This window comes from Peribacillus phoenicis, from assembly GCF_047238085.1.
GTDB lineage: Bacteria > Bacillota > Bacilli > Bacillales > DSM-1321 > Peribacillus.
The window spans coordinates 3863967-3878815 of sequence record NZ_JBDFMF010000001.1 but is presented as its reverse complement, the minus strand read 5'-3'; the positions used below and the strand labels follow the sequence as shown (position 1 = coordinate 3878815).

The window sequence follows — 14849 nt, the reverse complement described above, 5'->3', positions numbered from 1 at the left end:
GCTGATTTCCTTAAAGAACCCGCCATTCAACCCGGGGAGTGGCGTTCGGTTCAGCCTCGAAAAAACGTTTCCGTGAACACAATGAACACAATTAACTAAATAGTTTTAAAACACAATAAATTGAGAACGCTTACAAATGAAGCGGTTTCATATACACTTTATCTTATTAGAAGATAAGGAGTGACAGATATGCTCGCTTTATTAGGATACTTGATGATATTAGTGTTTATGATTTTAATTATGACAGGGCGACTTTCAGCCATGATAGCTTTGATTGCAGTACCAAGTGCATTTGCACTTATTGGCGGGTTTGGCGGTGAAATGGGTGAGATGGCGCTGGAAGGGATCAAAGACGTCGCGCCAACGGGAATCATGATTTTATTTGCGATCCTTTTCTTTGGCATTTTGATTGATGCTGGGGTTTTTGACCCGATCATCAATACGATTCTTAAGCTTGTAAAAGGTGATCCAGTGAAAATTGCCATCGGTACGGCAGTCCTGGCTTTGCTGATTTCCTTGGATGGAGATGGTACGACTACATATATGATAACGATTTCTGCCATGCTTCCGCTATATAAACGGATTGGAATGAGACCGCTTGTATTGGCCGGCATTGCCGTTTCGTCATCTGGAGTCATGAACCTTCTTCCTTGGGGAGGCCCTACAGCAAGGGTGATGACAGCTTTAAAACTTGAAATGTCCGATGTTTTCACCCCTGTCATTCCAGCGATGATTGGCGGAGTCCTATTCGTCCTTTTCATGGCATATTGCCTGGGTAAAAAAGAAAGAAAGAGAATCGGGATCATAGAGGTCGATTATCATGTTGTGGCACAGCAGGCAGCTGCAACGGAAGATGCTTATATTAAACGGCCTAAATTGATAATATTCAATTACGCATTGACTCTTACACTGCTGGTTGCGCTGATTATGGAACTTATGCCTTCAGCGGTTCTGTTCATGGTAGGTTTCGCGATTGCCATTACCGTTAACTATCCGAAAGTCAGTGATCAGAAAGAACGTGTGGCAAACTATGCGGACAATGCTTTATCTGTAATTTCGATGATTTTTGCAGCAGGTGTTTTCACTGGAATCCTAGCCGGTACGGAAATGGTCGATGCCATGGCAAACTCTTTGATTCAGCATATTCCAGATCAAATGGGCGCACATTTTGCTGTCATCACAGCCATCATCTCAGCACCTTTTACGTTCTTCATGTCTAATGACGCATTTTATTATGGTGTGCTCCCATTACTTGCTAAAGCGGGAGCTGCTTATGGAATTGATCCTGCCCTGATCGGCAGAGCTTCACTATTGGGGCTGCCCGTCCATCTATTAAGCCCGCTTGTTCCATCTACCTATTTATTGGTTGGAATGGTAGGGGAAGATTTCGGTGCATTGCAGCGCACTTTCCTGAAATGGGCATGCGGATCGACGCTTGTCATGATAGTGGTTTGTGTCCTATTGGGAATCATCCCACTATAAAGCGCAAAAGAGTCCCGTTCGTCACGATGCGAACGGGACTCTTTTCTGTCTGTATAAAGCGCTGAATAAATCTGGAAAAGTGAGATACATTATGTTTGTCTTCTCTTTCGCGACAAAGTTAGCTTTTTCTTTTATTGAATGAGGAATGTACGTACCTTAAGATTAAAGGAAACTATATTAATATGAAGGGAAGAGAGCAAAATGGCTCACTTTAATATAAAAGTTGCAGTTCAAAAGTTCGGTAACTTTCTAAGTTCAATGGTCATGCCGAATATATCAGCTTTCATAGCATGGGGGCTAATCACTGCCCTATTCATCCCATCTGGTTTCCTGCCAAATGAAAGCCTTGCCAAAATGGTTACACCGATGGTTACGTTTTTATTGCCGCTTTTAATCGGGTATACGGGTGGTAAGCTAATCCATGACCACCGCGGCGGCGTAGTCGGTGCCATTGCGACAATGGGCGTCATCGTCGGATCTGACATCCCGATGTTCCTTGGAGCCATGATAATGGGGCCGTTCGGCGGTTATGTCATCAAGAAATTCGATCAATTGATTGAAGGGAAAATAAAAGCCGGATTTGAAATGCTTGTTAATAATTTCTCGGCGGGGATAATTGGCGGCCTACTGTCCATTCTATCCTTCTTGGCCATCGGGCCTGCAGTAGACATATTTACAGGCTGGCTTGTAGCAGGAGTCGATTGGCTTGTCGGTACAGGTTTACTGCCGTTGACAAGTATCCTGATCGAGCCTGCCAAGGTATTGTTCTTGAACAATGCCATCAATCATGGTGTACTATCACCAATCGGTGTGGAGCAAGTTAAACAAACAGGGGCTTCAATCCTGTTCCTTCTGGAATCGAATCCTGGACCAGGTATCGGCGTACTGCTTGCTTATTGCTTTTTTGGAAAGGGAACGGCGAAGAAATCGGCGCCAGGAGCTGCCATCATTCATTTCTTCGGCGGGATCCATGAAATTTATTTCCCTTATATCCTAATGAAGCCGATGTTATTCTTAGCCGTCATTCTTGGAGGCATGAGTGGAGTCTTCACTTTGGTCCTACTAGGCGGAGGATTGTTCGCTCCTGCTTCTCCAGGCAGCATACTTGCCATTACAGCAGTAACTCCGCATAATGCGGGTGCATATATTGCTAACTTTGCAGGCGTCATCGTAGCGGCCATCGTTTCATTCATCGTCGGTGCATTCATCCTGAAAACAGGAAAGCAATCTGAAGAGAATATTGAAGATGCCGCGAAAAAAATGCAAGAAATGAAAGGCAAGAAAAGCTCTGTTGCCGATGTATTCGCTTCAGACCCGGGTACGATGCCAGCAAACGTCAGCAAAATAATATTTGCCTGCGATGCCGGGATGGGATCAAGTGCGATGGGGGCTTCGCTCCTTCGCAAGAAGGTGAAGGAAGCCGGATTGAGTATTACTGTTACTAATACGGCGATCTCAAACATTCCTGCAGATGCACAAATCGTCATAACACAGGAAGAGTTAACACCAAGAGCACAGAATAAAGTTCCGAATGCTTATCATGTATCCGTCGATAATTTCCTATCGAGCCCTGAATACGATTCATTGCTTGCAAGGCTTCAGGATGACGGTACCGATGTGTTGCATGAAATCGTCGAAGATGCTGAAGAGAAGGTTCCCGGTGTTCGTGAACATTCAATCGAGCCTGGCATCAACGAGGATGAGCAAGATGATAATGAATTGCTTCGCGAAGAAAACGTCTTCCTTAATCAACAATTCGCCAATAAGGAAGAAGCGATCCGCTTTGCGGGGAGAGCTTTGGTCAATGCAGGTTACGTTAAGGAAAGCTATATTGAAGCGATGATTGCTCGTGATGAATTGACTTCAACCTATATGGGGAATGATGTAGCCATTCCGCACGGAACCGAGGAAGCTAAGAAAGATGTCCTTAAATCTGGATTTACCGTTTTACAAATTCCTGATGGTGTCGACTTTGACGGCCAAAAGGCACGATTGATATTCGGTATTGCCGGCAAGGACGGGACACATCTTGAAATTCTATCTGGCATTGCAGTTACCTGCTCTGACATGGAGAATATTGAAAAGATGGTTAAAGCCACATCAGCCAGGGAATTGATGGATATTATAAATGTAGAAAATAATTAAATACTCTTAACCAAGAATAGAAAAGCGTTTTACGCTTTTCTATTCAGTATTTTCTCGTGTTACTCCACCTGAAATGAGTTGGTAGCATGTATATTACTTCAAGGGAAAAATCTATCATAGAATTGATCATAAAAACTTCAGGAAAACATACAGCCTTATCCATTGCGACACAATTGAATGTTAGTGTCCGGACGGTTCAACGCGATCTGAAGTCCATAGAAAAAATCCTGCAATCATTCGAGTTGCATTTAACACGCAATACACATGAGGGACTGTCCATCGACGGGAAGAATGAGCAAGTCTTTCGGCTTGTACAGCACCTGATGGGCAATCATCCGATCGATCAAACGCCGCAAGAAAGAAAGCTGCATCTCCTTTTAGCTTTACTGCAGGAAGAATCATATAAAACTCAAGTTCTTGCGGGGGATCTCGGTATAAGCATTACGACTCTTACAACCTATTTGGACGAACTGACTGAATGGTTAAAGAATTTTAATATCATGATTACGAGAAAAAGGGGAGTCGGAATAGAGCTTGCCGGCAACGAAGAAAATAAACGGAAAGCCCAGGCAGCCTATTTCTTGCACTTCTTTAATGAAGAGCTGATTGAAAGTTTATTTTTGCTGCAAGAAGGAAAATTTCCAGAAGCGAAAATCCTCGACTATTTCGATCCCGAATATCTTCTTGCTATCGATGGGGTGCTGTTTTCCACTTTTAACAGTGTCCATTCTCGTTTGGCGGATAGCGGGTATATAGGGTTAATTGTACATATTTATGTAACCCTGCAAAGGAATGAAAGCCAATATTTTTTGGAGAAGGACTTCAAGAAAATAAGCGAACTTTCCGATGAGAATAATCTCATGAATAAAATAGGCAAGGAACTCAGCACAATGCTGGAAGTCTCTTTTACCATCGATGATATAAGCTACCTTGCAGCCATCCTTAAAGGTTCCAAGCTTCATGCGGCGGATGCCATTCCATATGACAGTGTGTTGCTTGGCCAGCTGATAAGAAACCTGATAAAAGATGTTTCGGCACAACTGCAAATCGATTTGACCAAGGATTTCCCATTGTATCAGGGGCTCCTTGCCCATATGGAACCATCGCTTTTCCGGATCAAACAGGAAATGGGATTGTACAACCCCTTAACTGAAGATATTAAGCGAAAGTATCCGGTTCTCTTTTTGGCAGTGAAGACCAGTCTGGAAAAGGGCTTCATAGAAATAAAAGAATTTCCTGAAGATGAAATAGCCTTCATCGTCCTTCATTTCGGATCTGCATTAGTGCTGCGGGAGGAAGAAATATCAATAAGGGCACTCATCGTTTGCCCGACAGGTATCGGTACGTCGAAGATGCTTGCAAGCCGGATCAAAAAAGAAATCATCGAAATCGAGACTGTAGAAATCAAGACGATCAAAGACATCCAACAGAAGGGCAGCCTGAAAAACTACGATGTGATCATTTCTACCGTCCGGCTTCCATATATCGATAGTGATTATATCCTTGTATCCCCTCTTTTGAGTGAAGAGAATATTTTGAACATCAGGAATTATTTAAGGAAGAATATCGAAAACTTCACGAAGAATAAGCGTTATGGCAGTCATTCAGCCCATAAGGATACCGTGACCAAAAAAGAGGATGGCGAATTGAAAGAAGTGCTGCAGGAATTGAAGGATGCCCAGCAGAGCATCGAGTCGATCATGGATAATTTCCGGTTTTATCGGCTGCCGCATCTGAAAGGACATCCAGAAATCATTGAAGAAATGGTCAGGATGGCAGAAGCGGAAGAACTGCTAATGGGTGCGGATGATGTGGTCGGATCTTTGAAGGAACGGGAAAAAAAAGGTGGTTTAGGCATTCCTGGCACTGGAATGGGCCTTTTCCATACGAGACATAAGAATGTAAAAGAACTGATATTCCAGGTGGCCCACCTGGAGGACTATCGTCTGGTCAAAGGTATGGACGGAAATGACGTCCATATGAAAAATTTACTGCTGATGCTGGCACCTGAAGAATTAAGTGTGAAGCAGCAGGAAATCGTCAGTTTAATAAGTTCAAGCTTAATTGAAAGCAATGAATCCATCATGATTTTTTCATCTTCGGACGAAGAAATGATTAACAGAAGGCTGGAAGCCATATTTTTGGATTATTTATATACTAACTTGATAAAGGGATGATTGTAATGAAACAAGCAGTACATTTCGGTGCAGGAAACATTGGAAGAGGCTTTATCGGAGCGCTCTTTTCACAATCTGGATATCATGTGACATTTGTAGATATAGCTGATCAAATAATCAACCAGTTAAATGATAAAAAGCAATATCAAGTCAAACTGGCCACTGATCAACAAGAATCCGTCACAGTAGAAAATGTTTCGGGTTTAAACAGTTTAAAGCAGGAAGAGGAAATCATAAAAGCAATTTCCGAAGCAACCTACCTCACCACTGCTATCGGTCCCAATATTTTGCCTCATATCGCTCCTTTAATTGCAAAAGGGTTAGCGTCAAGAGTGAAGGAAACCGATGAAAAACTATATGTGATCGCTTGTGAAAACCAAATATCGGCAACAGACCTTTTAGAAGGCTACATTCTAGAAAAATTGGATCAAGATACAAAAGAAAAACTAGCCGATAAAGTCTACTTCTTTAACTCAGCGGTCGATCGCATCGTTCCTATCCAAAATAACGAAGGATCACTCGATGTTTTGGTGGAACCTTATTATGAATGGGTCGTTGAAACGAAGGAAAGCATTCCCGCCGTTGAAGGGATGACCATTGTAAAAGAACTCGCTCCATTCATTGAGAGAAAACTGTTTACCGTTAATACAGGACACGCCGTCATTGCTTACCTCGGTTATCTCAAAAATAAAAAATCTACGATTGACCAGTCATTGGAGGACGCAGGAATTGTAGAGCAAGTCAAGAAAACCCTAGGGGAAACGGGCGCTTATTTAATAAAGCAATACGGTTTGGACGCAGGTGAGCATCAGCAGTATATCGAAAAAATCATTAATCGTTTTAAAAACTCCTACCTGAATGACTCGGTGAATCGAGTCGGACGTTCACCGCTGCGTAAGCTAGGGCCAAACGACCGTCTCGTCCGCCCTGCCGTAGAAGCAAAGAAAGCCGGACTTTCCTATACTAATCTGGCGAAAGCGATAGCGGCCGCTTTACTCTTTGATTTTAACGAAGATGAAGAAGCCCTTAAACTGCAAACGATGATCAAAGAACACGGTGTAGCTTCAGCACTTAAGGAAGTTAGCGGATTGGATGAAAATAGCGAAATAACTAAAGAAGTTATCAACCACTACAACAACTTGAAGTAAAAGCCGAGAACTCCTGAAATCTTTTTTCAGGAGTTTTTTCTTACTCAAAAAGAAGGAACTGGCATCCGTTAATCTTTAAAACTCAAAAAAAACCTTGTAAACAGTAATCATTACGTTTTATAATGAAAGACAGTCAAGACAAGAGGGTTTTTTTGAAGTGTAAATCGTAATCGTTTTGATTTGTTTGGTGAAAAGCGCAGAAAATATGAGGAATTGCTTAAAAAAGGAGGATTAGTGCAACAAATCGAGAGCTTGGTGCATTTACTTAAAATTTTGGTGCTATTTCAAGAGATTTAGAGCCGTTACTCACGAATTTAGAGCAAATACTCGTGAGTTTGGCGCAAATACTCGTGAGTTTGGAGCAAATACTCGTGAGTTTGAAGCGAATACTCGTGAGTTTGGAGCAAATACTCGTGAGTTTGGAGCGAATACTCGTGAGTTTGGAGCAAATACTCGTGAATTTGAAGCGAATACTCGTGAATTTGGCACATATACTCGTGAGTTTAGAGCAAATACTCGTGAGTTTGGAGCAAATACTCGTAAAATGGTGTTTACTCTCGTTGAGGAGCATTACATAGTTTGATTCCGGATAAGCATTCGGCAATGTGTTACGTGGTTTGTCATGATGGTAAGGCTGGAATCTAAATCGTAATCAATACGATTTTATGGCAGCCATTAAAAATAGTTGAGGTAATGGGGGAAATAAATCGTGTTCAGAAAATGTAGATCGATTTTTATTGTATGTCTAGCATTCTTACTTTTGACTGCTTGTTCCACCGAGTCTGCGAAAGATCAATTGGGAGGGAAGAAGGAAGTGAACTTGCTTTTTAATTTTGCGACTAGCTCGCTTGATCCGAATGTTGATACTAGTTATGTGTCACTAAGGGCTGGCATCACTGAGACATTAGTGCATCTCAATGATGAGGATTTGACGATCGAACCTTGGCTGGCCAAAAGCTGGGATAGCAAGGATGGTCAATTATGGAATTTTGAGTTAAGGGAGGGTGTGACGTTTCAGAATGGAAAGCCGATGGATGGCAAAGCGGTGAAGGCTTCGTTGGAGAGGGCGATGAATGATAGTCCGGCGATCAAGAATGCCTTGCGCATTGAATCGATTGAAGCGGACGGAAATGCGCTGACGATTAAGACGGAGGTTCCTTTTCCTGAGTTTCCTTCTGAATTGGTTCATCCAAATACATCGATTATTGACGTGAAGGAAAGTGACTATATAAACAAGCCGATAGGAACAGGGCCATTTGCCGTTTCGAAATTCATACCAGGTACGGCTGTTGATTTAATACGTTATGAGTCTTACTGGGATGGAGCCGCAAAGCTTGAGAGCGCCAGGTTTTCGTTTAATGAAGATGCCAATGCACGGTCTCTTGCCCTTGAATCGGGTGACGCCGATATTGTTTTCCGTCCGGAAGTGGAAAGCCTGGAAAATTTTAAGGCGATAGATGGTGTGAAGGTTGAATCGACATCCACTTTCCGTGTTCATCAAATGACGATGAATTTGGAACGTAAAGCATTGCAGGACATACACGTCCGAAAGGCGATAGATGCCTTGATCGACCGATCATCCATTGCGGATACGATTTTACATGGTCATGCAGAAGTGGCAACAGGGCCATTTCCATCCACATTCTCTTTTGCTCCGGACTATCCGAAAAAAGAGAATGGAATGGAAGCTGCTAAGGGGTTTCTTGATCAGGCGGGATATAAGAAAGTGGATGGTGTCATGCAAAAAGACGGCAAACCGTTAACGTTTACACTTCTTACATACAGTTCACGTGCCGACCTGCCGTTAATTGCCCAAGTTTTTCAATCGGATGCCGGCCAGTTGGGGATTGATGTGAAAATCAAGCAAATAGAAATCCCTGAAGAGTATATGGCTGCCAATCGAGATTGGGATTTAACGACCTACAGTAATTTAACGGCTCCGCGCGGGGATGCCGGTTATTATTTAAATGCTACTTATCATCCAAAGGGAGCATTGAACTTCAGTGGGGCCGATGATGATTACCTGACGTCCCTGATTGATGAGCTGAATGTAACGGTCGGACAGGAGAAGCGCTCGGATTTAGCTGAGGAGATTGCGATGTATGTGGATGAACAGGTGTATAATTCATTCATTTTACATCCGAATACACTTGTTGCTTATGATGCCGATAAAGTTGAAAACTGGATCACTTCAAGAAGCGAATACTACATGCTGACGAATGAACTGGATGTGAAGTGAATGTTTCGCATCTTAGTCCGGCGATTCATTGAGGTAGTGATTTTTGTCCTTGTGATTACATTCATCTCTTTCCTTTTTGTTCGGCTTGCTCCAGGGGACCCGGTTCTCTCGATACTTCAAGTGGATGATGTGTCGGTCACAAACGAGCAAGTCAATGAGCTTCGTGAAGAATTGGGGTTCAATGATGCGCTGTTAGTGCAGTATTGCGATTGGTTTGCGGACTTTATCCACTTGGATTTCGGGCATTCCTATCTGACGAATCAGCCTGTGATGGAAATGGTCATGAGCGGGCTGCCTGCAACACTTGAGCTGGCGGTTGGCGCATTGCTTGTCATGCTTGGTATAGCCATTCCATTAGGTTCGCTTGCTGCCTTGTATAGGGGAAGCTGGATTGATCAGGTAAGCCGTGCCGTTTCTTTATTGGGGGCAGCCATTCCTAGCTTTTGGCTGGGGTTGCTCTTGATAGATTTATTTGCCGTACGATGGGGAGCCCTTCCAACGATGGGCAGGGACGGATTTCGTTCTTTGATTTTGCCGTCGGTCACGCTGGGGCTGGCCATCACAAGTGTGTACGTGCGTTTGCTGCGTTCGAGTTTAATAGATTCCCTCAGTCATGATTTCATCAGGGCTGCCCGATCTAGGGGGATATCAGAAATACGAATATTCTTTGCCCACGCATTTCGTTATAGCTTGCCCCCGGTCATTACCGTATTCGGTGTCAGCCTTGGCAGCCTGATCGGCGGTGTAGTGGTGATCGAAGTGATTTTTGCCTATCCAGGCATAGGTAAGATGGTCGTGGACTCGATTCGGTCACGGGATTATCCAGTCATCCAAGGGTACCTGTTGGTCATGGCCATCATTGTATTCATGGTTAATAGTGCCGTGGATTTATCTTATCGCTATTTAAATCCGGAGCTAAGACTGAAGGAAAGGAATCATGGAAAATGGAGTTAGTTATCAAAAAAAAATCCAAAAGGCGCTGGAGAATGACCGTCCTTTTTACGGTGATGGCTACAGTCCTTGCCGTTGCGGCTTACACCTTTCTTATTCTGAAACATGATCCGGCACTGGTCAATTTGGGAGAAAGGCTATGGCCGGCAAGCATGGAACATCCGTTAGGGACGGATCATCTAGGGCGTGATGTATTGACACGTCTTCTGCTTGGCGCACAGCTGACTGTTGGCTATGGTCTCTTATCTCTGTTTGCAGCGGTTATCATCGGCGTCCCGTTCGGGGTGATTGCCGGTTTTAAAGGAGGACTGATCGATCGGATTTTCATGCGCATTGCAGACGCGTTTCTCGCATTCCCTGATACGATCGTTGCCATTGTGCTTAGTGGTTTATTAGGACCAGGAATCGAAAATCTCCTATTGGCGATCGTTTTAGTGAAATGGGTGAATTATGCCCGGCTTGTGCGAAGTACGGTTATCACCGAACGTCAGAAGGATTATGTCACAGTTGCTAAAATCAATGGATTAAGTTCATTTGGGATCATGCGGAAGCATCTATTTCCGCACCTTATCGGGAATGTGCTTGTCCTTTCTAGCCTCGATTTAGGAAAAATCATTTTGCTCATATCTTCCTTATCATATATCGGGCTCGGGGCGCAGCCGCCGGCACCGGAGTGGGGAGCCATGCTGAATGATGCCCGTCCATACTTTCAATCCAATATGTTGCTGATGATATACCCAGGGCTCGCCATCGTATTCGTCGTACTTCTATCCAACATACTCGGTGATTATTTGCGCGATGCATTTGATGTGAAAAAGGAGGTGGGATCATGAGCATTTTATCCGTGAGGCATCTGCATATCATGGGGAAGCAAAATCATATCGTCAAGGATCTTTCATTAGATGTGCAGGAGGGTGAGTGGTTCGCACTTGTCGGACAAAGCGGGAGCGGCAAAAGCATGACGGCCATGGCAATATGTCAGCTGCTTGCACCCAATCTCCAAGCGAAGGGGGAAATATGGTACGGGGATAAGAATTTATTGACGCTATCTTCCACAGAAATCAGGAAGATTCGCGGAAAGCGCCTGGCTTATATTTTTCAAGATTACCAGGGTTCATTTACACCGTTCCTTACCATCGGTCAACATTTCGACGAATATCAGCGAACACATTTGAACCTTTCCAAAAACGAGAGGCGCAAGCAAGCGGTCAAGGCGCTCATTTCGTTGGGCCTGAATGAAGATATCTACAGCAGATACCCTTTTCAATTAAGCGGCGGGCAGCTTCAACGCGTATCCATTTCAATAGCCCTGCTGCTTGAGCCGGATATATTGATAGCGGATGAACCGACCACAGCCTTGGACAGTGTATCTTCCTTTAAGGTCTTACAGCTGTTATCAAGGCTCCAAAAAGAAACCGGATGTGCGATCTTGTTCATTACCCATGATTTACGCCATGTCAGGAAGTATGCGGATCGCATTGCGGTCATGAAAGACGGGGCCATCATTGAGACCGGTGATAAAAATCAGGTATTGAATCATCCGCAGCACGCTTATACGAATGAACTGATTCAATCATCGCCATCATTGAGCAGAATTCCATTTAAGCTTGAAGGAGTGTCAGGATGAGTTTATTAGACGTGCGAAATATCCATAAAAGCTATGAAAACGGAGTGGAAATACTAAGGAACGTGAATTTCAGCATCGAAAGGAAGGAATGCCTCGGGTTAGTGGGAGAGAGCGGCTGCGGAAAAAGCACATTGGCAAGACTCATCCTTCAGGTTGAATCTTTTGACCAGGGCAGAATCCTATTTGAAGGAACGGCGCTGCAAAACAAAAGCGAACGCAGTTTAAAACCGTATCGCAAGAACATCCAAGCTGTTTTGCAGAATCCTGCATCGGCTTTGAATCCAAAACTAAGGATAAAAGATTCACTAATGGATCCATATCTTCAATTTGGCAGCCAGGTAAATCTGAAATATTTTACGTATACAAGTGAAGCGAACTTTATCGGACAGCTGCTGGAAACTGTGGAGCTTCCAAGGAGTTTTGCTGAACGTTACCCGCATGAGCTTAGCGGCGGACAAAAGCAGCGGGTGACCATTGCGCGTGCAATCAGCATTGAACCGGCCCTCATTATATTGGATGAACCGGCTTCAAGCCTGGACGTTCTGTCTCAAGCGGCGGTTCTGAAATTGTTAGGCGGGCTGCGGGAGACTTTGGACATTTCTTACCTTTTTATTTCTCATGATCTATCGGCTGTACAGGAGATGAGCCAACGGATCATGGTGATGAAAGGGGGTGAAATTGTGGATTCTTTCGAAAAAGAACAGCTTTTTTGCAGCGATCGCCATTCATACACAAAAGAACTGATTTCGATGTTTGAATAATGAAGTTGTGTTTATTTGAGTTTTAAATCGTGATGATTTCGATTTAGTTTGATACTTAAGGAGGAAGTGTAAGGTGAACCATCGATCATATTTGGCCTTGGCCATTCCTCTGACCATATCGACGATAACGACGCCATTGATCGGTGCGGTGGACACCGCTGTTGTGGGGCAGTTGCCAAACCCTGCTTATTTGGGCGGCGTAGCTATTGGAACGGTTATTTTCAATACCTTGTATTGGCTGTTTGGTTTTTTGCGGGTGAGCACTTCGGGATTTGCTGCACAAGCACTTGGGGCAAACGACGGGAAGCAAGGCATTTTAGCCTTTTTAAGGCCGTTTATACTGGCGATTGTTGCAGGGGGAGGTTTCATCCTACTTCAGGGGCCTATTGAACATGTTTCCTTAACATTGATGAATCCCGATGCTGACGTTCGAAGATATGCGGCTGAATACTTCAGCATTCGAATATGGGGAATCCCATTCACTTTGATGAATTACGTCATATTGGGATGGCTGATGGGGATGTCCAAGATCAAGGTTTCGCTAGTTTTACAGGTGTTCATGAACCTGATGAACATTGCCCTGGATTTGTTATTTGTCCATGGATTCCAATGGGGTGTGCCAGGGGTAGCGATAGCAACCCTCCTTTCGGAAGTGACGGCCTTTTTCATTGGAATGATCATTATTGTGAAGGTGTCGCCCCATCGGATGGAAATGCCCCCTTTGAAAGAGATGTTCGATCCGTCATCCATCAAGAAAATGATGTCGGTGAATCGGGATTTATTCATCAGGACGCTTTGCCTATTGGCAGTTTTTAATATCTTCACGGCAAAGGGTGCCGCATATGGGACGGAGATATTGGCGGCGAATGCCGTACTCATCCAAATTCACTATATGATGGCTTACTTCTTTGACGGGCTCGCAAATGCTTCAAGCATTCTTGTTGGAAAGGCGATTGGTGCGAGAGATAAGCGCTTATATAAGAAGACCCTGATCCTGTCGTTGCAGTGGGGTGTTCTATCCTCCCTGATGATTGCTGTCACTTACTATTTATGCGGTGATGCCATCCTATCGCTTTTCACACGGATACCAAGTGTCATTGAACTGGCAAACATTTATGGGATCTGGCTTATTTTGTTTCCTCTATCGGCCAGTGTAGGCATCGTTTTCTACGGTGTTTTTACTGGGGCAACAGAAGCTGCCCCGATTCGTAACTCGATGATCTATTCCTTGATTGCCTTTGTGATAACACTTTATATTTTTCTGCCGGCCTATCAAAACCATGCATTATGGCTGGCCTTTACTGTATTCAGCCTAGGACGTTCGGTATTTTTGGCATTGTATATACCACGGTTAAGCAAAAAATTATTTCCTAATAGGAGTGTGCGCCTTGAAAACGATCAAATGGTCTAGAAACCAGGAAAAAATCATTCATACATATATGGATACTTATAAAATTTTACTAGAAGAAGATGATTTATCACCAAATAACGAAATCATCAATCGCGTTTTAACCGAATTGGTTTCGATGATTTCGAAACCGTTAGACCAGCATATGGCAGAAGAAATTCTCAACCATGATGATATCCGATCGATTCGGGATACCATGCTTGATAAGCTGAAGATTGCTGAAACATTGATGGAGGATCATTATGCCAAATTATTTGTTGGCTGTGTGAACTCCCTGGATGACTTCCGTTCTTTCATTTATTGGGATAACTACAAAGAACTGATTCAAACGGAAATCAATGAATTGAAAAAGGTGAAAAATGATATTCAATCATTTGCATTTGTAGGGACGGGTCCTCTCCCATTAAGTCCTTTGCTGCTTCAACGGGAGTTGGGTGCGAAAATGACATGTCTCGATATAGATGAACAAGCCCATTCACTTGGCCGGCGCATCGTCCAAGAACTGGATAACGAAGGGAATTCAGACTATATCTTGAATGATGGCGCTCTTCATGACTACACGGAGTTCGATCTTGTATGGATTGCCAGCCTGGTTCCTAATAAAGAAGAAATTCTGGAACGGATATTTCAGACAAACCCTTACGCAACTGTCGCAATACGGTCGGTGGACGGCATTCATCAATTATTATATGAGCCCGTTGATGCAACAAAATTCAGTAAAGTGGCATGTGAGGAAGTCGGGAGAACGATCGCGGATTCTTTCATCATCAATTCAACCATTTATTACACATTTAAATAGTGACACCATATAACGAGTTGCTTCGGCAATTCGTTTTTATTTAGGGAAAAAAGAAATTCCAATAAACTTACTTGACAATATAAGCTTATGAAAATATAATTACTAACATAAA

The 14849-nt window shown here is 43.5% G+C and carries 11 protein-coding genes; all 11 read left to right on the top strand.

Annotation, left to right across the window (positions count from 1 at the left end; translation table 11 throughout):
- The first annotated feature begins 189 nt into the window (after window positions 1-189).
- The 11 genes from ABC374_RS19005 (at window position 190) to ABC374_RS18955 (ending at window position 14737) form a co-directional block, all read left to right on the top strand.
- Window positions 190-1482, top strand: a complete 1293-nt coding sequence (locus tag ABC374_RS19005) for a CitMHS family transporter (RefSeq protein ID WP_350299868.1) — start codon at window positions 190-192, stop codon at window positions 1480-1482.
- A 201-nt stretch (window positions 1483-1683) separates the two neighbouring features.
- Window positions 1684-3627, top strand: coding sequence for a PTS mannitol transporter subunit IICBA (locus ABC374_RS19000; protein WP_350299867.1), 1944 nt, complete (start codon window positions 1684-1686; stop codon window positions 3625-3627).
- Between the two features lie 86 nt (window positions 3628-3713).
- Complete coding sequence (locus ABC374_RS18995; RefSeq protein ID WP_350299866.1) at window positions 3714-5804, top strand: BglG family transcription antiterminator; 2091 nt, start codon at window positions 3714-3716, stop codon at window positions 5802-5804.
- 5 nt (window positions 5805-5809) lie between these two features.
- Window positions 5810-6952 (top strand): mannitol-1-phosphate 5-dehydrogenase, encoded by a 1143-nt coding sequence (locus tag ABC374_RS18990; RefSeq protein WP_413019420.1) that lies wholly within the window; start codon window positions 5810-5812, stop codon window positions 6950-6952.
- A 709-nt stretch (window positions 6953-7661) separates the two neighbouring features.
- Window positions 7662-9191 carry a nickel ABC transporter substrate-binding protein gene (gene nikA / locus ABC374_RS18985; protein ID WP_413019419.1) on the top strand — a complete coding sequence of 510 codons (1530 nt, stop codon included), beginning with the start codon at window positions 7662-7664 and terminating at the stop codon, window positions 9189-9191.
- Window positions 9192-10145: a nickel ABC transporter permease gene (gene nikB, locus ABC374_RS18980; RefSeq protein ID WP_413019418.1), complete on the top strand. Its 954-nt coding sequence runs from the start codon at window positions 9192-9194 to the stop codon at window positions 10143-10145.
- Window positions 10136-10975 carry a nickel transporter permease gene (gene nikC, locus ABC374_RS18975; RefSeq protein ID WP_413019417.1) on the top strand — a complete coding sequence of 280 codons (840 nt, stop codon included), beginning with the start codon at window positions 10136-10138 and terminating at the stop codon, window positions 10973-10975. The genes nikB and nikC overlap by 10 nt, the downstream gene beginning before the upstream one ends.
- Entirely contained in the window at window positions 10972-11769 is a 798-nt protein-coding gene (locus tag ABC374_RS18970; protein ID WP_413019416.1) for an ABC transporter ATP-binding protein, read from the top strand. Before nikC ends, ABC374_RS18970 begins: the two co-directional genes overlap by 4 nt.
- Window positions 11766-12530 (top strand): ABC transporter ATP-binding protein, encoded by a 765-nt coding sequence (locus ABC374_RS18965; protein WP_413019415.1) that lies wholly within the window; start codon window positions 11766-11768, stop codon window positions 12528-12530. The genes ABC374_RS18970 and ABC374_RS18965 overlap by 4 nt, the downstream gene beginning before the upstream one ends.
- Before the next feature lie 73 nt (window positions 12531-12603).
- Complete coding sequence (locus ABC374_RS18960) at window positions 12604-13941, top strand: MATE family efflux transporter (RefSeq protein WP_413019414.1); 1338 nt, start codon at window positions 12604-12606, stop codon at window positions 13939-13941.
- Window positions 13919-14737 carry a nicotianamine synthase family protein gene (locus tag ABC374_RS18955; protein WP_413019413.1) on the top strand — a complete coding sequence of 273 codons (819 nt, stop codon included), beginning with the start codon at window positions 13919-13921 and terminating at the stop codon, window positions 14735-14737. Before ABC374_RS18960 ends, ABC374_RS18955 begins: the two co-directional genes overlap by 23 nt.
- Window positions 14738-14849: the final 112 nt, after the last annotated feature.

Excerpts from the sequence above, each read along its gene's own strand:
- ABC374_RS19005 (WP_350299868.1), top strand. The coding sequence starts at position 190 with ATGCTCGCTTTATTAGGATACTTGATGATATTAGTGTTTATGATTTTA.
- ABC374_RS19000 (WP_350299867.1), top strand. The coding sequence starts at position 1,684 with ATGGCTCACTTTAATATAAAAGTTGCAGTTCAAAAGTTCGGTAACTTT.
- ABC374_RS18995 (WP_350299866.1), top strand. The coding sequence starts at position 3,714 with ATGTATATTACTTCAAGGGAAAAATCTATCATAGAATTGATCATAAAA.
- ABC374_RS18990 (WP_413019420.1), top strand. The coding sequence starts at position 5,810 with ATGAAACAAGCAGTACATTTCGGTGCAGGAAACATTGGAAGAGGCTTT.
- nikB (WP_413019418.1), top strand. The coding sequence starts at position 9,192 with ATGTTTCGCATCTTAGTCCGGCGATTCATTGAGGTAGTGATTTTTGTC.
- nikC (WP_413019417.1), top strand. The coding sequence starts at position 10,136 with ATGGAGTTAGTTATCAAAAAAAAATCCAAAAGGCGCTGGAGAATGACC.
- ABC374_RS18970 (WP_413019416.1), top strand. The coding sequence starts at position 10,972 with ATGAGCATTTTATCCGTGAGGCATCTGCATATCATGGGGAAGCAAAAT.
- ABC374_RS18965 (WP_413019415.1), top strand. The coding sequence starts at position 11,766 with ATGAGTTTATTAGACGTGCGAAATATCCATAAAAGCTATGAAAACGGA.